General features: G+C 42.8%; 30 protein-coding genes. All 30 read left to right on the forward strand.

The genetic code is table 11. From position 1 onward, the window contains the following. Positions 1–261 precede the first annotated feature (261 nt). A complete protein-coding gene (locus tag E5329_RS18505) occupies positions 262–1,131 on the forward strand; it encodes a DNA cytosine methyltransferase (protein WP_275443451.1) in 870 nt (289 codons plus the stop codon). After that, entirely contained in the window at positions 1,115–1,312 is a 198-nt protein-coding gene (locus E5329_RS18510; protein ID WP_135990879.1) for a hypothetical protein, read from the forward strand. The genes E5329_RS18505 and E5329_RS18510 overlap by 17 nt, the downstream gene beginning before the upstream one ends. Further along, a complete protein-coding gene (locus E5329_RS18515) occupies positions 1,299–1,529 on the forward strand; it encodes a hypothetical protein (protein ID WP_135990880.1) in 231 nt (76 codons plus the stop codon). Before E5329_RS18510 ends, E5329_RS18515 begins: the two co-directional genes overlap by 14 nt. 203 nt (positions 1,530–1,732) lie before the next feature. Continuing rightward, positions 1,733–2,023 (forward strand): hypothetical protein, encoded by a 291-nt coding sequence (locus tag E5329_RS18520; RefSeq protein WP_135990881.1) that lies wholly within the window; start codon positions 1,733–1,735, stop codon positions 2,021–2,023. After that, entirely contained in the window at positions 2,023–2,193 is a 171-nt protein-coding gene (locus tag E5329_RS29925; protein ID WP_168356686.1) for a hypothetical protein, read from the forward strand. Before E5329_RS18520 ends, E5329_RS29925 begins: the two co-directional genes overlap by 1 nt. Positions 2,194–2,335: 142 nt before the next feature. Continuing rightward, positions 2,336–2,575 (forward strand): hypothetical protein, encoded by a 240-nt coding sequence (locus E5329_RS18525; protein WP_135990882.1) that lies wholly within the window; start codon positions 2,336–2,338, stop codon positions 2,573–2,575. Positions 2,576–2,891: 316 nt separating this feature from the next. Further along, positions 2,892–3,149, forward strand: coding sequence for a hypothetical protein (locus tag E5329_RS18530; protein WP_135990883.1), 258 nt, complete (start codon positions 2,892–2,894; stop codon positions 3,147–3,149). After that, positions 3,146–3,901 carry a ParA family protein gene (locus E5329_RS18535; protein ID WP_135990884.1) on the forward strand — a complete coding sequence of 252 codons (756 nt, stop codon included), beginning with the start codon at positions 3,146–3,148 and terminating at the stop codon, positions 3,899–3,901. Before E5329_RS18530 ends, E5329_RS18535 begins: the two co-directional genes overlap by 4 nt. Before the next feature lies 1 nt (position 3,902). Further along, positions 3,903–4,103, forward strand: a complete 201-nt coding sequence (locus E5329_RS18540) for a hypothetical protein (RefSeq protein WP_135990885.1) — start codon at positions 3,903–3,905, stop codon at positions 4,101–4,103. Continuing rightward, a complete protein-coding gene (locus E5329_RS18545) occupies positions 4,103–4,486 on the forward strand; it encodes a hypothetical protein (RefSeq protein ID WP_135990886.1) in 384 nt (127 codons plus the stop codon). The genes E5329_RS18540 and E5329_RS18545 overlap by 1 nt, the downstream gene beginning before the upstream one ends. A gap of 12 nt (positions 4,487–4,498) precedes the next feature. Continuing rightward, positions 4,499–4,741 (forward strand): hypothetical protein, encoded by a 243-nt coding sequence (locus E5329_RS18550; RefSeq protein WP_135990887.1) that lies wholly within the window; start codon positions 4,499–4,501, stop codon positions 4,739–4,741. Then, positions 4,731–5,165 carry a hypothetical protein gene (locus tag E5329_RS18555; RefSeq protein WP_135990888.1) on the forward strand — a complete coding sequence of 145 codons (435 nt, stop codon included), beginning with the start codon at positions 4,731–4,733 and terminating at the stop codon, positions 5,163–5,165. The genes E5329_RS18550 and E5329_RS18555 overlap by 11 nt, the downstream gene beginning before the upstream one ends. Beyond that, the gene (locus E5329_RS18560; protein WP_135990889.1) at positions 5,143–5,343 is read left to right on the forward strand and encodes a hypothetical protein; all 201 of its coding nucleotides are present in this window, start codon (positions 5,143–5,145) and stop codon (positions 5,341–5,343) included. Before E5329_RS18555 ends, E5329_RS18560 begins: the two co-directional genes overlap by 23 nt. Before the next feature lie 11 nt (positions 5,344–5,354). Next, positions 5,355–6,824: a ParB/RepB/Spo0J family partition protein gene (locus E5329_RS18565; RefSeq protein ID WP_135990890.1), complete on the forward strand. Its 1,470-nt coding sequence runs from the start codon at positions 5,355–5,357 to the stop codon at positions 6,822–6,824. Between the two features lie 10 nt (positions 6,825–6,834). Then, complete coding sequence (locus E5329_RS18570; protein WP_135990891.1) at positions 6,835–7,170, forward strand: hypothetical protein; 336 nt, start codon at positions 6,835–6,837, stop codon at positions 7,168–7,170. A 17-nt stretch (positions 7,171–7,187) separates the two neighbouring features. Beyond that, positions 7,188–7,667, forward strand: coding sequence for a hypothetical protein (locus E5329_RS18575; RefSeq protein ID WP_135990892.1), 480 nt, complete (start codon positions 7,188–7,190; stop codon positions 7,665–7,667). A gap of 186 nt (positions 7,668–7,853) precedes the next feature. Beyond that, complete coding sequence (gene terS, locus E5329_RS18580) at positions 7,854–8,657, forward strand: phage terminase small subunit (protein ID WP_135990893.1); 804 nt, start codon at positions 7,854–7,856, stop codon at positions 8,655–8,657. A gap of 157 nt (positions 8,658–8,814) precedes the next feature. After that, positions 8,815–9,312 carry a hypothetical protein gene (locus E5329_RS18585; RefSeq protein ID WP_135990894.1) on the forward strand — a complete coding sequence of 166 codons (498 nt, stop codon included), beginning with the start codon at positions 8,815–8,817 and terminating at the stop codon, positions 9,310–9,312. Continuing rightward, positions 9,293–11,137, forward strand: coding sequence for a phage terminase large subunit family protein (locus E5329_RS18590; RefSeq protein ID WP_135990895.1), 1,845 nt, complete (start codon positions 9,293–9,295; stop codon positions 11,135–11,137). Before E5329_RS18585 ends, E5329_RS18590 begins: the two co-directional genes overlap by 20 nt. Continuing rightward, on the forward strand, positions 11,137–11,373 hold the full coding sequence (locus E5329_RS18595) for a DUF6148 family protein (RefSeq protein ID WP_135990896.1): 237 nt from the start codon (positions 11,137–11,139) through the stop codon (positions 11,371–11,373). The genes E5329_RS18590 and E5329_RS18595 overlap by 1 nt, the downstream gene beginning before the upstream one ends. Before the next feature lie 130 nt (positions 11,374–11,503). Beyond that, the gene (locus E5329_RS18600) at positions 11,504–13,123 is read left to right on the forward strand and encodes a phage portal protein (RefSeq protein ID WP_330572250.1); all 1,620 of its coding nucleotides are present in this window, start codon (positions 11,504–11,506) and stop codon (positions 13,121–13,123) included. After that, positions 13,017–14,234 carry a head maturation protease, ClpP-related gene (locus E5329_RS18605; RefSeq protein ID WP_275443453.1) on the forward strand — a complete coding sequence of 406 codons (1,218 nt, stop codon included), beginning with the start codon at positions 13,017–13,019 and terminating at the stop codon, positions 14,232–14,234. Before E5329_RS18600 ends, E5329_RS18605 begins: the two co-directional genes overlap by 107 nt. A 14-nt stretch (positions 14,235–14,248) precedes the next feature. Beyond that, positions 14,249–14,614, forward strand: coding sequence for a hypothetical protein (locus tag E5329_RS18610; protein ID WP_135990897.1), 366 nt, complete (start codon positions 14,249–14,251; stop codon positions 14,612–14,614). Positions 14,615–14,625: 11 nt separating this feature from the next. Then, entirely contained in the window at positions 14,626–14,787 is a 162-nt protein-coding gene (locus E5329_RS29930) for a hypothetical protein (RefSeq protein WP_168356687.1), read from the forward strand. 18 nt (positions 14,788–14,805) lie between these two features. After that, entirely contained in the window at positions 14,806–15,849 is a 1,044-nt protein-coding gene (locus tag E5329_RS18615; protein WP_135990898.1) for a major capsid protein, read from the forward strand. Positions 15,850–15,861: 12 nt separating this feature from the next. Further along, the gene (locus E5329_RS18620; protein ID WP_135990899.1) at positions 15,862–16,203 is read left to right on the forward strand and encodes a hypothetical protein; all 342 of its coding nucleotides are present in this window, start codon (positions 15,862–15,864) and stop codon (positions 16,201–16,203) included. Beyond that, positions 16,200–16,796, forward strand: coding sequence for a phage tail protein (locus tag E5329_RS18625; protein WP_135990900.1), 597 nt, complete (start codon positions 16,200–16,202; stop codon positions 16,794–16,796). The genes E5329_RS18620 and E5329_RS18625 overlap by 4 nt, the downstream gene beginning before the upstream one ends. Before the next feature lie 2 nt (positions 16,797–16,798). Next, positions 16,799–17,272, forward strand: coding sequence for a hypothetical protein (locus tag E5329_RS18630; RefSeq protein WP_135990901.1), 474 nt, complete (start codon positions 16,799–16,801; stop codon positions 17,270–17,272). A gap of 14 nt (positions 17,273–17,286) precedes the next feature. Next, a complete protein-coding gene (locus E5329_RS18635; protein ID WP_135990902.1) occupies positions 17,287–17,700 on the forward strand; it encodes a hypothetical protein in 414 nt (137 codons plus the stop codon). A 3-nt stretch (positions 17,701–17,703) separates the two neighbouring features. Continuing rightward, positions 17,704–19,167, forward strand: a complete 1,464-nt coding sequence (locus E5329_RS18640) for a phage tail sheath family protein (RefSeq protein WP_135990903.1) — start codon at positions 17,704–17,706, stop codon at positions 19,165–19,167. The last annotated feature ends 11 nt before the right edge of the window (positions 19,168–19,178 follow it).

The following is a 19,178-nucleotide window of genomic DNA, read 5'->3' on the forward strand; positions in this document are numbered from 1 at the left end:
GCATATCTGGCATTTGAAGGAGGCGACTTTACATTATTTTTCGCTTTACATTAGCCCAATTTTGGGGAGTACCCCAACGTAGAAAGAGAATCTACCTTATCGGAGATTTTGGAGGACAACGTGCCGGGGAAATACTCTTTAAGTCCGAAAGCCTGCTTGGGTATACTCCGAAGAGCAAAGAACAAAAACAGGAAGTTGCCGGACAATTTGCGGATAGCGTTGGAACAGAAAATAGCAGAACAGGGGGGGGAGATAATCGGGTTGGACTTTGCACATGCTGACAGCGTTGTAAGGACATTTACCGACAAGACCCCGACACTTGTACAAAATATGGGGTGTGGTGGCGGTCAAACGCCTTGTGTAATGTATGAGGAAAGCAAAAAAGCATACGGGATAAACGCAAAAAGCATTATCGTAGACGAAGAAAGCACAGGCACATTATCTACATATTGCGGAAATTCAACAAACAGGAACGTAATAGCGATAGAAAAGAAAAGTGTCATACCGCTCCGTGATGAAGTGACAAGGAATAAGGCAAGCAATGGTTTAGGCGTTGGGAAAGCCGGGGGACCATGCCCGACACTTACAACGGCAGATGTACATAGCGTTTTCTATGAAGCGTATCAGCACAACGGATACAGGGAAAGCGAGATAAGCGGAACACTGACAACAGACCAAAACAGCACGATAAGAGGGGATACGCCTTTAGTAGTGCGGACGGACAGAAAAACATTTGAATTAAATCAGCACGGAGGATACAGGGAAGCGGAAGTAAACGGTACTTTGAGGGCAACAGGGGGGGATTATGGCGGAGGGTCGGAAACAATCGTAACAGAGAAGTACAGGACAAGGGAGAATATCCCTAGCAAGGCAAAGAGCATAAAAGACATTCTGAAAAGGGCGGTACAGAAAGTTACATACATCATACGCCGATTAACGCCCGTTGAATGTGAACGGCTACAGGGATACCCGGATAACTGGACAAAATACGGTGCAGACGGCACGGAAATAGCCGATACGGCACGTTATAGGGCAATAGGTAATAGTATATGTGTCTATTGTGCTGAAAGGGTGTATTTGGGCATTTTAGACGCATTGGAAGAGGAGGCAGACAATGAACGCATGGGATAAAAGAAAAGAGCGAGAAAGGGATAGGAAATTAGATTGCATATTAAAAAATCAAATTGTGATAATGGAGGGATTGGCAAAAGCACTTTACACATATGAGCATACGTCAAGGTATGGTAGGGACTATATAGGGACGTTGGAAGAAAGGGCAGAAAGGACGGCTAAACAATATGGCAGAGGATAAAAGAAAACGCTATGAAATTGTATGCCCTTATTGCGGTAAGGTGCAGTACGCCTGTAAAAGTATGTTGCATGAAATGGGATACAACGAAGCGGGCCACGGTACTTGCATAGAGTGTAAAGGGTTTATGAAGCTGATATATAACCCGGAATCCGACACAATGACAGCCGAAGAGTGGGAAACGGTAAAGCCTGATAGAAAGGGTGGGTTATTTGGTTAAATGTAGTATATGCGGAAAAGAGGGGTTAAAGGTCGTTTGTGTCTGCCCGGATTGCTTAAAAAGGGCAGCAGTTGACCCCAGACAGATACAGAAGTTAAGGCAGATAAATAATGTATTGAGGATTACAGAGGATACAGACGGAAATATAAAAGAATGTGTGCAAAGTCTTACAGAGATATTAGAGGACTTGGAAAGGGGCAGATATGGCAAGGAAGAAAGGAAAAGTAACACCATTCAGACAGGAAACAAAGATAACCTATAACAAGTACAAGCCTAACAGGAAAGCACGGAGGTTAGGTATCAAGCCGGAAGAACCGCCAAAGAGGGAAGAAAAGAAAGTATCAAAGGCAGCGGTATTAGGGGAAAGCATACAGAGGGCAAGGGAACTACAAAAGCGGATTGTACCGCCCGGTATGACCTATGGGGAATATATGGAGTATCTGAAAGGCAGACGACAGCAGTTGGAAGAGAAGAAACAGGGGGGGGGTACATAATGGCAAGGTATGAAGTTGAATACGCATTATTTAGAAAATGCGTCATAGAAGCGGATTCTTTAGAGGAAGCGAACGACAAGGCACACACGATAGAAGATGAAGAGATAGAAAGGACGGAAACAGAGAACACAGGGTACATGGTTTGGAACGAACCTACAGAAATAAAGTAATACTTGCACAAGTATACAAACTGCACAAAAATACCGTATACTTGCATAAGTATTTTTAGTGAATACTCCGGGTTGTAAATATACTTATGCAAGTATATAATAGAATCATCAAAGGAAATCAAACAAACGGAGGTAATCAGAAATGAAAAAAGAGTATACATTTGAGGAATTAGGATATTTTGCAGAAAGAGAGTGTCAAGCATTAAAGGACTGTTTACAGGGTTTTAGCTACATGGATTTTGATATTAAATGGAGCAATTATGCGGGAAATTGTACGCTGATAGTGGCAACCGATTACGAAGCAGAGGAAAAGGAAATAAAGGACTTCTTTTTACATTGTGCGTTAAGCATGATATTTCAGATAAAAAGGACGGTTAAATAGCCGAAACGGAAGAGGGGGCAACCCCTCAACCGTCAAGACAGGTCGGCAACCTGTTTTCTGACGAGGGCAAGCCAATAGCCGTAGCAGGGATAGAGTGAAAAAATAGCAGCGGGTACACCATGCTAGAGAGTGTACGGACGGTCAACAGGTTTTTCGTAATTTTTTAATGTGAAAAATTGCAACGCCTATCACAAATGCCGGGAAAGGGTGGCGGTGTAAATGGTAAGAGGTCCGCCCCGAAAAGATGATTGCACACTTTATAGAGCTTCCAAAGGTTGGGGGTTGTATAGAGTGTGCAAGGCAAGGAGGGTTTAGCGTGGTAAAAATGACACAGGAGGACAGGCAGTATTTTAAGAATGGGGTAAAAACCCTATGCGGTACAGAATTATTATTTGCTATCAGAGTTATTGAGGATAAGGACTTGATAAAGGTAATTGATAGCAAGGATTTAGAGTTTATGAAAAAGGAGTTAGGCAGGCAAGCCGGGGCAATATGGGCAAAACTTCTTAGGGCATTAAAGAAACTGGATTTTAAGGAAGCTGAAAGAATATTAAGAGGAGGTACAGGCAAATGAAAACTATTGCAATTATCAACATGAAAGGCGGTTGTGCCAAAACTACAACGGCGGTAAACATGGCATACATATTAGCCAAAGAATACGACAAAAAGGTACTGCTTATTGACAATGACAAGCAGGGCAATCTTTCAAAGGCTTGCGGGGTATGGAGTTATGACAATCCTAGCCTTGCGGATATGCTGACAGGACAGGAAGAAATAGGCGGTGTAGTACAGGTGGTTGAAAAAATGCCTAATATGGCGGTTATTCCGGCGAATATGCACTTATTGACAGCTAACCTTGCAGTAATCAAGGACGAAGAGAGGGAACAGGCAACAATAATTTCTAAGGAACTGGAAAAGGTAAAGGAAATATTTGATTACTGTATCATTGATTGCCCGCCGGATATTAACGTATCTGTTATAAATGCACTTGTGGCAGCAGATGAAGTTATCATACCGATTAAAATTGATGGTTACGCCTTTGACGGAATGGACGAACTGGAAGAGCAGATAAACAATGCAAAGGCATTAAACCCGAAACTGAAATTTAGGGGTTGCCTTGTAACTATGTATTATAACCGTGATGTATGCAGACAGGGGGAGGCATGGTTGCAGAATCAGCGTTACCCGGTATTCAAAACGCATATCAGACGGACGGAAAAGGCAGACGAAGTAACTTTTACAAATGAAAGCCTTATGGAATATTCCCCACGTTCCGGGGCCGCTAGGGATTATAAAACATTCGTAAAAGAATACTTGGAGGGATAGTATGGCGTATAAGAATAGTGAGGGATACCGTGACCCAACGGCGGGGGAAGCCGTGGGAACGGTTGCCAAAGAGGAAAAGAAACGAAATGAAGCGGTAACAACACTTATCACAATGTTAAAGCAGATTATAAGCCTTGCGGGGTTTGAGTTGGTGGGGCGTATCGTATTAAAGGACAAGGAAACAGGAAAGGAGTACAGGTAATGAAAGATGTTGTATTAAAGGCGGTTATGCAGAAACAGACGGACAACCTCAAAGAACTTTTCAAGCTGATAGAGGAACGCCCGGATTTACCGATTGTGGCAATGGTAGATAGTGAGATTGTGGCAGATGATGGCGGTTTTTGGTTGGGCGCATGGGGCAGGTGTGAAGTTGACAAGTATATTGTAAATGAGGATTACGGCGTAATCTTTTACGAACAGGGCAGACCAGATACGGTAGATATTTTTGAAAAGTATTTTGATTATGCGGAATGTGGTATAGATGAAGAATTGCCGGACGAACAGGCATTACCGCTTATGAAAGAAAAAATTGATACTTTAGACTGGACGGAAGCAATTATTGTATATGTTGTTTTGCCGGATTAGGGGAGGTATAGCATGGGAAACAGACCGATTATTTTTGTAAACACAGATAATTACCCTATGTTTTGCGATAATAGATGTGCAAATACAGGGTGCAGCAGGCACATATCAAAATTGTATCAGCACAGCGGAGGGGCAAAGATAAGCAAGCTAAGAGATACAGAGGATTGCGAGGGTTACATATCGAAACGGAAAAAGACAATGCAGGAAATAAAGCAGATTGAAAAGGAAATGGAGGCAGCGGGAATTGAAAAATAATGATAATGCAGAAATGGGAAAAACAGGGGAAACAGTAGTGTTAAATGGTTGGAATCAGCCTATAAAAGCATTTCCAACGGTAGAAATTCCATTAGATGAATACAAGGCGTTTGTTGAATTTAATGTAAAGGGGCCGACAGTAGAAATACCGTTGCAGCAGTATGAGGAATTAAAAGAAGATAATATGCGTATGCAGGGCAAGATATGGGATTTGGAAAATCAGATTAGAGATTTGGAATACAAGTTAGAGGGGGAAAGGGACCGGAAAAGGGAAATAGACAAACATACAGACATTGTTACAAAAAAGGTAGCAGACGGAATTACAGAAAATGTAATGAATGATTTATTGAAGTTATCAGAAGAACAGAAAAAAGAACTTAGGGAAAGGTGGCAGTTGAAAAGTGGGGTATCTGATAAAAAGTGATGTAATGGGTGCGATACAGGAAGATAGGGAAACAAGTTTGATGTGCTATAAGGGCGAAAAGCCAATAGAGGATATTATAAACTTTTGCTATGATTCGGTGGAGCGTGAGATAGACAGGTTGACGCAGTATAGGGTTGAAAATGTGACCGATTCGGACACGGAAAATAAAGGAAAGTGAGGTAATATATAATGGCAGAGAAAAAGAAAGGGTTTGACCTTAACAGTTTGCTTAACACAAAATCAAAAGGGGCAGCAGTACAGGAAGAGGGACCGACACAGGAAGCGGAAAATGCTTTTAATGTGGTAATGCTTGATGTGGAGGACTTAATGCCGAGTAAGGATAATTTCTATTCCACAGAAAATATTGACGAATTGGCAGCAGCTATTGAGTTGTCCGAGTGTATCGAACAGAATTTAGTTGTTAAGCCGGAGGCACATGGTAAGTATGAAGTGATAGCCGGACACCGTAGGCGGTTAGCAGCTTTAAAGTTGGTGGAAGAGGGCAAGGAAGAATACAGAAAAGTGCCGTGCCGTATCAAAAAAGAATCAGACGAAATAAGGGACCGTTTAAGCCTTATCTTTACCAATGCAACGGCAAGACAGCTTACAGATTGGGAAAAAGTAAAACAGGCAGAGGAATTAAAAGAAGTGCTGACAGAGTACAAAAAGGCTTTACAGGAAGAAAACAAGGATAAGCCAAAGGAAGAGCGGGAAAGAATCGGGCGTATCCGTGAAATTGTGGCACAAATACTTAATACGTCCACTACACAGATAGGACGAATGGAAGCAATAAGCAATAATCTGTCACAGGAATTTAAAGGGGAACTTGAAAAAGGCAATATCAATATTTCAACTGCCCACGAACTTAGCAGACTGGACGAAGAGGGGCAGAAAAAAGCCTATGAGCAGTACGAAGGAAAGGGCGAATTGCATATAAAAGATGTGAAGCCGGAAGAAAAGGAAGAAATCACGGACGAACAGGCAGAAAAGGCACAGGAAGCAATAAAAGACGCTATCAAGGGGGAAGTAAACCGGGCAGTATTCAAGGTAAAGGAAAATGTGGCAGCAGTCGAAAGGACGCTAAGGAAATATTTCAGTAAGTCTTTTCAAGGGAAAAAGTTTGACGGCGGTAAATACATATATCGTTTTCAAGCGGACGGAATCACAATTATAGATACTGAAAAATGGGGAAATTTCTTGATTGACTATTCAGACCTTGCGGAAATAGTGGTATTGATGATTGAAAATAATCAATTATTCTATGACGATACCCCGGAAGAGGTACAGGAAGAGGAAACAGGGGAAGAAAACGAAGAGGAAACAGTCGGGGAGGTGGATGTGCTACAGGAAGCAGAACACGAACTGCAGGGAGAGGAAAACGAACCCTTACCGGGGCAGCAGGATATGAGCGATTACCCGGAATATGTACCCGAACCACAGGAAAAGGGATTAGACTTTACAAAGTGGATACAGGAAAAATACGGAATGGCACAGTATACGCTTATCGGAAAAGAGGTTAGGGCGGTTATAGCGTCCGAACTGGAAGCAAACAAAGGAAAGCCGTTGTGTCCGGCTGAATGGGAAAACAGAATAACAACCGCCTTATCTGCATGGGTTATGAGGAAAACGGCAGAATATCAGAAGTATTTACAGGGTTAGGTGGTGCGTTATGGACAAGATTGAGTATAAGGAGGGTATTTTATTTGTAGGTGGACAGATGGCAGCAGATAGCATAAGGGCGGTTATAGCTGCCCTGTCTATCTGTACTGGAAACGACACAAAAACAACGTGCGATTTATTAAATCAGTTATTGCAATCCTTTGATGATACCATAGCAAGCCTAAAGGGAATTATGGAAGAAATAAGCGAATTGCTAGAGGTATCACAAGATATTTGCGAACCCTGTAAACACAGGGGGACCATGCACGGCAGCAGTATTAAACAGGTAACGCCAATACAGGCAAAAGCAAATATCAAATGGCAGGAAAAATACAGACCGCCATAACAGGAGGATTACATACTATGAAAAATTCAGAAGTGGAAGCAATTTTAAAATTTTACAAGTGGATTGACTTGGATATTAAAGTAGCAAGTGAGTGGCTAGAGCAGTACGAAGCCGGATACAATCCGTTAGGGGCGGTTGAATATGACGGTATGCCACACGGCAATAAATTAGGCGATAGTACGGCTTTACTTGCTATGAAGTTGGCAGAAACGGACACAAAGGAACGCATAGACACCCTAAAAAGTCGAATTAAGGAATTAAAGAAACTTAGGACGCAGATTTTTAAGGAAATTTCCTCATTGTCGGCACTCCACAAAGTAATCATATGTGGGTTATACCTGCAGGGGAAGAAATGGGAGCAGATAGGGGAAGAAATAGGCTACAGTGTGCGCCACGCCAAAAATATAAGGTGCGAAGCCTTAAAAGTCTTGGGCGAAAAATTAGCAAGGAATAGGATTGTATCACGAAGCAAAATTATTAAAGAGAATTTGCAGTAAAGATTGCCCACCATTGCCCGATTTTTTATGGTATGATAGTAGCGTGAAAAGGAATGAAAGGGCAGCAGGATTATTGATAAAATCCCGCTGCCCTTTTGCACGGCGTTTTTGAAATTTTGCAAAAATGCGGTAATTCCGGGGTAATGGAACTCCGGGAAATGGGAAAACAAACAAAGGAGGGATACCATGCCACGGAAAAAAGACGAAAAGAGGGAAAAGGCGAAGCAGATTTTTTTAGATTCTAACGGATTGGCAAAAAACCCCGAAATAGCGAAGGCGTTGGGGGTGGATTCGGCAAAAATAGCAAAGTGGAAATGTATGGATAAATGGAAAGAAGAACTTGAAAATAAGCCGAAAAAACAGGGGGCGCAAAAAGGAAACCAAAACGCAAAAGGACACGGCGCACCAAAACGCAATAGAAATGCACAGACGCATGGGGCGTATTCCACAGTATATTTTGATGAACTGACAGAAGAGGAAAAGAAGTTAATAGAATCCGTCACGCTTGATACATCAGAAAATATGCTAAGAGAGTTACAGACACTTATAGCAAAAGAAAACGATTTAAAGAAGAGGATAGCAGAACTTAACAGCAACAACACAGGGGAATTATTTGTTGACCGTGTAGTTGAAATGCGTACACCTAAAAAGGCGGAGGATAGTGACCCATACGGCACATATACAGGGGAAGCCACAGAGGGAAGCAGTAAACCGCCGTTAGATGTGGCTATGGAAACAACCATTAAATCAAGTGCATTTGAAAGAGCAATGAAGCTAGAAGCAGAGTTAAACAAGATACACGGACGCATTATAAAGCTACTGGATTCTATCAAGTCTTATGAGTTAGAGCAAAGAAGAATAAGCCTAGAAGAAAGACGCTATGCACTTATGAAACAAAAGGTAAGCGGTGTGTATGACGTTGACCCGGACACAGGAGAGATAGACGATACATACATAGAGAACGAAGAGCAAGAGGGCGTGGAAGAGTGACAAGAGAGGGCACACAGCACGGCATGAGGGCAGACAGTCAAAGGTACTGTAAGCCGTCTGAAAGGCTTGCGGGTGCCGTGACCCCAAAACTTGCCTAGCCTCCGGGGAAAAATCGACTTCCAAAACGCCGGAAATTTTTTTAAGGGGGTAGGATTTTTTGAAACTTTATGATAAAAATGCGGTTGCAAAATTTCTTGATATGACCCCTAAGAATGTTGAACGGCTGACAGACAAAGGGGTATTGCGAACCGTGGGCGAAACGAAATTGTATTCGCTGACAGAAGCCAACCACGACTATATAAGATATTTGAGGGACCGAAACCCGGAAACGGAGGAAGCGGTAGACCTAAACGAAGAGAGGGCAAAGCTGACAAAGGCAAAGCGTCTTAATGAGGAGTTGGATTTGGCGTTGAAGCGTGGGGAACTGCACAAGGCAGAGGATGTAAAAAAAATAATGTCTGCCACGCTGATAAATTTTAAAAGCCGTCTAAGTGCAATTCCGGCAGAGGAGGCAGATAAACTAGCAACCATGACGGATAAGGCAAAGATTTTTTTATACCTCAATACAAAGATAAAAGAAGCATTGGCAGAGTTATCTAATTTTGAGGAAATTTTTAAGGAGGAAATACAGGAAGATGAAGAGGGAAACGATTGACCTTTTCAAAGATATATTCAAGGTGTTAGAACCGCCCCCGGACTTGACATTATCACAATGGGCCGATAAATACCGCCGTCTTTCCTCTGAATCGGGAAGCAAGGGAGGACGTTGGCACACGGATAAAGCACCGTGGCAGCGGGAAATAATGGACGCTATAACCGATATATCCGTTGAAAAAGTTGTAGTAATGTCTGCTGCACAAATGGGAAAAACAGACGCTTTTTTATTAAATACAATAGGGTATTATATGCACTATGACCCCTGTACAATGCTATGTATGCAGCCAACTTTGAGCCTTGCGGAAACTCTAAGCAAAGATAGGTTAATGCCAATGGTAAGGGATACCCCGGCATTAAAAGACAAAATCAATGAGAAAAGCCGGACAAGCGGAAACACGATTTTTAAAAAGTCTTTTCCGGGCGGTCGTATCACAATGACAGGGGCAAACTCCCCGACAGAACTTAGAAGCCGTCCGATTCGTGTATTGTTGGCAGATGAAATAGACGCATACCCGCCAACGGCAGGGGCAGAGGGGGACCCACTTATTTTAGCCGGAAAGCGTTTGACTACTTACTGGAATCGTAAGGAAGTAGATACAAGCACACCGACAATAAAAGGGGCAAGCCGTATAGAAATGGAGTACGAACATTCGACAATGGAAGAATGGAACGTACCGTGTCCGAGTTGCGGAGAGCTTCAGCCGTTGGAATGGGCGAACCTTAGTTACAAAGTTGACGCTGACGGGGAAGTAGAAAGCGTTACCTATGTTTGTGCGAAATGTGGGGTTATTCATTCGGAGGTAGAATGGAAAGACCATTTTAACGAGGGCAGATATATAGCGAAATACCCAAAAAGAAAAATAAGGGGTTTTCATTTCAACTCTTTAGCGTCAACTTTTTTTGGTTGGGATAAAATCGTAAAAGGTTTTATTGAAGCTGACGCAGCAGTAAAAAAAGGAAACGTGGAGTTGATGAAATCATGGGTAAACACAGAGTTAGGGCAGACGTGGGAAGAGGACGGCGAAAAGGCAAGCAAGGACGATTTATTAAAACGCCGTGAAAAGTACCATTGTGAAGTGCCGGACGAAGTGATAGCGATTACTGCAGGTATTGATACGCAAGATGACAGATTCGAGATTGAGGTTGTAGGTTGGGGCGTAGGGCATGAATCATACGGAATAATTTATAAGCGGATTTACGGCGATTTGAAACAGCAGGAAGTATGGCAGAATTTAGACGAATTTCTTTTACAGAAATTCAAAAAGGCAGATGGTACACAGTTGCGTATAATATGCGCCTGTATGGATTCGGGAGGACACTTCCCAAACAAAGTATATAAATTTTGCAAGGCAAGGACGGCGAGAAAAATATTTGCGATAAAAGGAAAAGGCGGTGCGGACCGTCCGTATATTCCGAAACCGTCAAAAAATAACAGGGAGCAGGCATATTTATTTACTTTGGGCGTGGATATAGGAAAATCCCTTTTATTACAGAGATTGCAGATAGAGGAAGAGGGTCCCGGATACTGCCACTTCCCGAAAGATGAAAACGGATATGTGCGAGGGTATGACGAAGATTACTTTAAGGGATTGACAGCAGAAAAACAGGTATTGCACTATAAAAAGGGCAGACCATATTTTGAGTGGGAACTTACAGGCGAAACAAAGAGGAATGAGCCGTTAGATTGTAGGAATTACGCACAGGCAGCAATAGAAATAACAGGCTTGACCCTCAAAGAACCGCCAAAGAAAGAAACAGGAACACAAGCACCCCCGAAAAGAACAAAAAGACGTAGGGGAAATAGAAGCGGAGGTATATCATAATGGCAGCAATAACATTACAAACGGCAAAAAAACACTTGGATATGTGGTTAGAAGCTGAAAGCGAGGTTGCAATCAATCAAGCCTATACTATTGGCGGTAAGTCGTTTACAAGGGCAGATTTGGGCGAAATACGCAAGCAAATAGAGTATTGGAGCAATAAGGTACAGGAATTAGAGAATATAGCCAAAAGAAAGGGCAGAAACAGGATTTACAGGGTCGTGCCGAGGGATTTATAAAATTTCTGAAAGATTGCCCACCATTGCCCGCTTTTTTATGATATTATATAAAATAGCAAAAGCACCAAAGGAAATACAAAGCGTTTCCGAGGTGCTATTTTTGTGCGGTTAGAAAGGAGGTTAGGGCGGTTTGAATCCGATTGACAGGGTAATAAAGGCAGTTTCCCCGGAAAAGGCGTTAAAAAGGGAAGTCGCAAGGAAACGGCTAAGTATGATAAACAGCGGATACGGCAACTATGGGGGAAATTCGGTTAAGAAATCGGTTATAGGTTGGACGCATGGGGGCGGTAGCCACAGGGAAGATATAGAGGACAATATAGACCCGTTACGCCAACGGTCAAGGGATTTGTATTATGGCGGGTCAAACATTGCAACAGGTGCGGTAAAAAGGCTTAGGACAAATACGGTAGGCACAGGCTTACACCTAAAAAGCACGGTAAACGAGGAAACATTAGGCATTACGGCAGATGAAGCAAGGAAATTAGAGGAAACCATAGAAAGGGAGTTTGCACATTGGGCGAACTCTACAAATTGCGACTTGGAGCGGTTGGATAATTTCTACCAGTTGCAGCAGTTGGCTTTACTCAATGCCTTACTTAGTGGGGATTCGTTCGCACTGATGAAAACCACGAAGAGGACCGGCAGCATATACGATTTAAGGGTTGAACTTATCGAAGCTGACAGGGTAAGCACCCCGGACGGCGAAACAATCAACCCTTTATTTTGTGAGGGCGTGGAGAAGAATAAAGCCGGGGAAGTGGTAGCGTACCATATTTCAAAATTCCACCCGCTATCATTTGCGGACAGAAACCCTAGAGAGTGGGTCCGTGTGGAAGCATACGGACAAAAGACAGGCAGGAAAAATATTTTGCATATTATGAATCGGGAGCGTATCGGGCAAGTGCGGGGCGTTCCTTTTTTATCCCCTGTAATTGAAACAATAAAGCAGTTAGGGCGGTACACCGAAGCGGAAGTTGTGGCAGCAGTTGTAAGCGGACTGATTACGGTATTTATCGAAAAGGAAAGCGCAAGTGATGATTCGGCTTTTGGGGAAGTTGTGCCGGAAGAAATGCAAGTTGACGCAGAGGACGAAAACAGTATAGAACTTGCACCGGGGGCGGTTATTGACTTGGGCGAGGGGGAAAAGGCGAACATGACAACCCCAGGCAGACCCAACTCCAATTTTGACCCATTTGTAATGGCGGTTATAAAACAGATAGGGGCAGCGTTAGAAATACCGTATGAAATACTTATCATGGCATTTACTAATAATTATTCAGCGTCAAGGGCCGCTATTTTGGAGTTTTTTAAAGTAATAAAGATGTATCGGGAATGGTTTATAGCTGATTTTTGCCAACCGATTTATGAGGAGTGGCTATGTGAAGCGGTAGCGAAAGGCAGGGTACAGGCACCCGGCTTTTTTAATGACCCGATTATCAAAGACGCATACTGCTCCGCAGAATGGAATGGGCCGAGTGCCGGACAGCTTGACCCGGTAAAAGAGGTACAGGCAGCAGAATTAAGGGTACAGGGCGGGTACTCTACAAGGGAAAAAGAAGCAACGGAACTTACAGGCACAGACTTTTACAAAAATGTAAAACAGCGAAAGAGGGAAGAGGAACTGCTAAAGGAGGTAACAGGAAGTGCAAAGAAAGGATTTAATGCCGGGGATACTGGAGATAAGGAATCAGACACAGACCCCGACAAGGAAGCTGACAGACAGGACAGAGAGGAAGAAACCGAGGAATAAAGGCGAGATAAACAGGTTTTGGAATTTTGTAGCAAACAAAGAGGAAAACACGGCAGAACTCTTATTATATGGGGAAATATCGGAGTATTCATGGTATGAGGACGATATAACCCCGAAAGAGTTTAACAAAGACCTTAAAGCCGTAGGCGAGGTTGAAGAAATAACCGTCCGTATCAATTCGGGCGGTGGAGATGTGTTCGCAGCGGTAGCGATATATACACGGCTGAAAGAACACAAGGCAAATATAGCCGTGAAAATAGACGGTTGGTGTGCGAGTGCTGCCACGATTATAGCAATGGCGGGGGATTCTATCGAAATATCGGTAGGCGGTATCTTTATGATACATGACCCGGCAGCAGGGATTTTGGGATATTACAAGGCAGACGAATTAAAGAAGATTGCGGACGAACTGGAAACAATCAAACAATCTATTGTTAATTGCTACATGACCGTAACGGACAAGTCAGAGGACGAAATAAAAAACCTTATGACAGATGAAACATGGTTTACGGGGGAGGAAGCCGTGGAAGCCGGATTTTGTACCGCAGTAATGCTTACAGAGGTTGAAACGGAAGTTGAGGACGCAGAAAAGATTATTGTTAATTCTGTACCAATCAATTTAAAGGCATACCATACAGTGCCAAAAGGATTATTAGGCTATGCCAATAGCCATAATAATAAACCCAATGTAAAAAACGATAAGGAGGACGAAACAATGACATTGGAAGAGTTTAAGACTAAGCACCCGGAAGTTGCTGACGCTTACAAAAATGAAATTATGGCAACGGCAAAGACAGGGGAAGCGGACAGCACGGCAGCAGTAGACGCAGAGAGGGCAAGGATAAAGGCGATTGACGAAATCACTTTGCCGGGGTTTGAGGATTTGGCAAACAAGGCAAAGTATGAAACGCCTGTAAGTGCGGAGGCGTTTGCTATGCAGATTGTGGCAGCACAGAAAAAGGCGGGGAATAAATTTTTAAATGACCGTGAAGCAGATTTAGAGGACTCCGGCGTTAATGATGTAAACCCCGTATCAAACAAGGGCGGGGCAGATGATGAAGCGGACCCGTTCGGGAAAATCATTGATGAAATGTACCCACAGGCGAAATAAGGAGGTAATGAGAAATGGCAGCAGGAAAAGAATTGTTGGGAAGCTACACCCCTAAAATGATACACGCCGGGGATTATCCCGTTGTGACCGATTCGGGCACAGTTGCAGACAATAACACGGTTATAGAACTTATGCCCGTGACGCTTGGAACGGACGGAAAATTATCAGCCGTAACCGCTGATACCGTGGAGGATGTATACGGACTTGCAGCAGAATCAGCAGAAGCCGGGGAAGAGGTAGTTATCTATCTGACAGGGCAGTTTTTCGGGGAAGCGTTGGAAGTGCCGACAGGAACAACAGCAGCGGATTTTAAAGCACCGTTTAGAAAGTTAGGTATTTTCTTGGTGGATACCGAAAACGCAACAACACAGAAAGAATAGGAGGCTTATCAATGATACAAATTACAATGACAAGTGGAATTTATGACGAATGGAAGCCGGAACAGTATACAGATTATATGTATGACGGAAAGTGCTTTATTGTTATGAAAGGCGAACAGTGGGTAGGGATTTATAATTTAGACAGTGTTAGAAGAATTGTAATTGACAAATAGAAAAGGAGATAACAGGATATGGCAATCAGTATTTATGACCCTAGAACAATGGGGAAATTAGTAGAGCGTATGCCGAAAGTGCATACTTTCATCAGAGATACGTTTTTCCGAAACGTGGAAACATTTGATACACAGAAAATTGATGTGGACTTTAAGAAAGGAAACAGGCAGTTAGCACCTTTTGTACACAAGAAAGTAGGCGGGGAAACAATCGAAAACGAGGGTTTTCAGACAAACACATACGAACCTCCGCTTGTAGCACCAAACACGATTACAACGGTTGACGATATTTTAAAACGCACACCGGGGGAAAGTCTGTATAACGGAAAATCTCCGAACCAAAGGGCAGTAGAGAAAATGCGGAGGGATTTTGCCAAACTGGATGAAACAATAACCCGCCGTGAGGAGTGGATGTGCTGCCAGTCGTTATTTACAGGAAAAATACCAATTCTTGATAAAAAAGGCAAGGCAATACAGGAGGAAATTGATTTTCAATTTACAAACAAGGAAACACTTAAAACTGCTGATAGTTGGAAAACAAAGAAAGGCGGTAAGATTGCACAGTTAAAAGCATGGCGCAAACAAGTACAGAAAACAGGTTTTGTAAACTGTAATGTGTGCCTTATGGGTGCGGACGCACTGGAGGCGTTCCTGTCTGACGAAGAGGTACAGGCGGTGCTTGATGTAAGGCGTTTTGAGGTTGCGGTTATAGCACCTAAAGAATTGCCAAACGGTGCTACATACATTGGTACTATACATGAAATCGCAATGGATATTTACACATATAATGAATGGTATCTTGATGACTGGACAAAAAGAGATAAGCCGTTGTTGCCAGCTAATGTTGTTGCGTTACTGTCAACAGAAGCTAATTACTCAATGTACTATGGAGCGGTTGGGATTGTGGACGAAGCAGGAAAGACAATCAGCGTAGAAGAGGGTACAAGGATACCCGAACAGTGGGTAGAAAGACGCCCGGCAAGACGTTTCTTGCAGTTGTCCTCCGCTCCTATTCCTGTACCGCATGAGGTTGATTCTTGGTTTGTTGCCACTGTATGCTAAGGTAAGAAGCCTATGAAGAATTTCAAAGAAATGCTTGATAAGGACTTAGACAGCACATTTTATAACTTAGAAGAATTTGCACAGCTTAAAAGGGTTAAGTGTGACGGTATAAACAAAAAAATATCTGTCATACTTGACTCCGAAGAAACAAAGGAACGGCAGAACCTTGTTTCCGGGGATAATGCGGAGGGATTCTATGGGAAATACATTGTTGTCCGGGTGCGGTTAAGCGATATGGAAAAAGAACCCGCAAGCGGTATGAGGTTTTGGATTGATGATAACCTCTTTAAAATAACTGATGTACGGAATGAGTACAACGAACTCATTATAGGACTGGAGAGGTATGACGAATGATTGAGGTATCAGAACAGACCATAGACCGGATACACACGATACTTGCAGGCGTGGAAAAAGCAGACGAAAAAGTATTGAAACCCGCACTTGCAAGGGGGTTGATGGCAGGGAAAACGGCAGCGGGAAAAATGGTAAGGCAGACTTATCATATATCGGCGGGGGATTTTAACAGCCGTGGTTACATGAAATATCAAAACGTAACCAAAAGCGGGGACGGAATCATAGGGAGTATTGAATATTCGGGCGGTGTGATACCGCTTATTAAATTTAAAGTATCCCCTAGTACGCCAAAGAAAAAGACAACGCCGAGTGCAGCAGTATTAAAGGCAAACAGCCTTGTGAAATTCAACAGGCAGAACAATGTATTTGTGGCACAAATGAAGTCGGGGCATATAGGGGTTATGGAAAGGCAGAAAGGCACGGTATCCCCGGCAACAGGAAAAGAAAAGCTGAAAGAACTGTTATCCCCGGCAGTACCGCAGATGGTAGGCAATGAAAAGGTTATGCAGAATGTGGAAGAAAGGGTAAACGAGGTTATCAATCAGCGAATAGAGCATGAAATAGAAAGGTTGTTAAGTAAAAGCGGAGGTTGATAATGACACCATTAGACCTACTGGAAGCCTTAGAGGGATATTGCAAAGAGATAACAAAGGATATGCGGTTAGTTGCAAGAGTGACGGAAAACAGCACACAGGCAGCAGAACGCCCTCCGGCGGTATTTGTTGGCAATCTGCCTAATAAGGAATCAGAAAAGAAAGCAGCACCCTACATACTTTTAAAGTTATTGACTGGAAAAGATGATAACGAAGAAAGCGTATGCAGGGTGCGTATTATTTGCGTGACATTTTCCGAGGACAAACAGGAAAACTATATACAATGCCTAAACTTGGTAACAAAGATTAAAACTAAGCTACTGGAGGACGTTGTGATAGATAACCGTTTTTCCTGTCAAAAGCCAGTAGAATTTATCATCTATGATGATGATTTAGAAGTGTATCAGATAGGCGAGATAATGACTATTTGGGAAATGCAGCAGGTAAAAAGAGATGTAAGAAAATATTTAACATAAGGAGGCATGGCAATATGGCAGCAAAGAAAGCAGCAAGCACACAGACGGCAGCAGAAAACGCCACAATAGCCGAAAATGGCGTTAAAAATGAAAATGCGGTAAATTCTACACCTAAAGAGGAAAAAGGGCAGGAAACGGCAAATACGGAAGCCACAGAGGGAGCAGAGAACGCAGAAGAGGAAACATTTATTTATATCGGACCGACAACCCACACAGGGTTGATTGAAAACACGATTGTTAAAGGTACAAGGGAAAGCGTGGAGAAATATTTGAAAGACGCAATAGAAGAAATACCACAGATAAAAATGCTTATTGTGCCGACAGAGAGCCTTGCGGTCAATAGGGCAAAGGTAAGGCAGACAGGCACATTATTAAACAAGTATTACAATGATGTGTTAAGCCTGTTAAGAAAAGCAAAGGAGGTTTAAAAAATGGCTTATTTTCATGGAGCGAAAGCAAGCAAGCGGGGTACAAGTATTTCAACGCCAGTAACCGCAGACAGTTGCATACACCTCATTGTAGGAACTGCCCCGGCACATATGGTAAATGGCAAAGTAAACGAGCCTGTATATGTATCCTCATATACGGAAGCCGTGGAAGCTATGGGGTATAGTGACGATTGGAAAAAGTACGATATTTGCGAGGAAATTTACACAAGTTTCAAACTGTATCAGAATGGACCGATTGTAATTATCAATGTGTTAGACCCGGCAAAGCATTTAACAGGGGAAACGGACACAGAGGACATGAGGTTATCCGGGGGCGTTTTGGATTTGCCGTTAGAAGCATTGGCAGATAAGGTAGTAGTAAAAGGGTATAGCACAGAGGAAACGCTTACAGACGAATACAAAAGGGGCGTTGACTATGAATTACTGTACACTGACGAAGTATTAAGACTGGAGCGTATCGAGGGCGGGGCGATTACGTCCGATAATGCAACACTTAATATCAAGTATAACGCAGTTGACCCCTCAAAGGTAACAAAAAAGGATATTATAGGGGGATATGATATTAACACAAAGAAATCAAGCGGTTTTGAATTGGTTGATTTTATTTTCCCGAAATTCCGGGTTATACCAACGGTTTTTCTTGCACCGAACTTTTCACACGATAGCGAGGTTGCAGCAATCATGGCAGCGAAAGCCGAAAGTATCAACGGACTTTTCAAGGGAAAGGCGATTATTGATGTTGATACAACGGAAGCAACAACCTACACAGAGGCGGTAGAGTGGAAAAATAAAAATAATATCGTGCAGCCGTCTGAATTGTTAGTATGGCCCATGCTGACATTAGGGGGCAGGGTGTTCCATTATTCCACACAGTTAGCCGGACTTATGGCAAAGACGGACGCAAACGAAGATTTAGGAAAAGGAACGCCGTGTGAATCAGCAAGTAATAAAACATTGCAGATAGACGGCATGGTATTAGAGGACGGAACAGAGGTATTACTTGACCTCACAAAAGCCAATTATCTTAACTCACAGGGAATTATCACAGGGTTAAACTTTATCGGAGGTTTTGTATCGTGGGGTAATGAAACAGCCTGTTATCCGTCAAATACGGACGTTACGGACTACTTTTATTGCGTGAGCCGTATGTTTCAGTGGGTGGGAAATTCGGTTATCCTGTCAATGTGGAGCAAGGTTGACAGGGGATTAAAACCACGGTTGGTAGAATCGGTTGTACAGAGCCTTAACATTTGGCTTAACGGACTTACGGCAGAAGAGGTAATTTTAGGCGGGAGGATTGAGTTTTTAGAAGAGGAAAACCCGGTTACGGACTTGATGGCGGGCATTGCACATTTTCATATTTACCTTACCCCGCCTAGTCCGGCGAAAGAACTTGATTTTGTACTGGAGTATGACATAAGTTATCTTGAAACTTTATTTGAGTAAGGAGGCGAAAA

Source organism: Petralouisia muris (assembly GCF_004793545.1).
Taxonomy (GTDB): Bacteria; Bacillota; Clostridia; order Lachnospirales; family Lachnospiraceae; genus Petralouisia; species Petralouisia muris.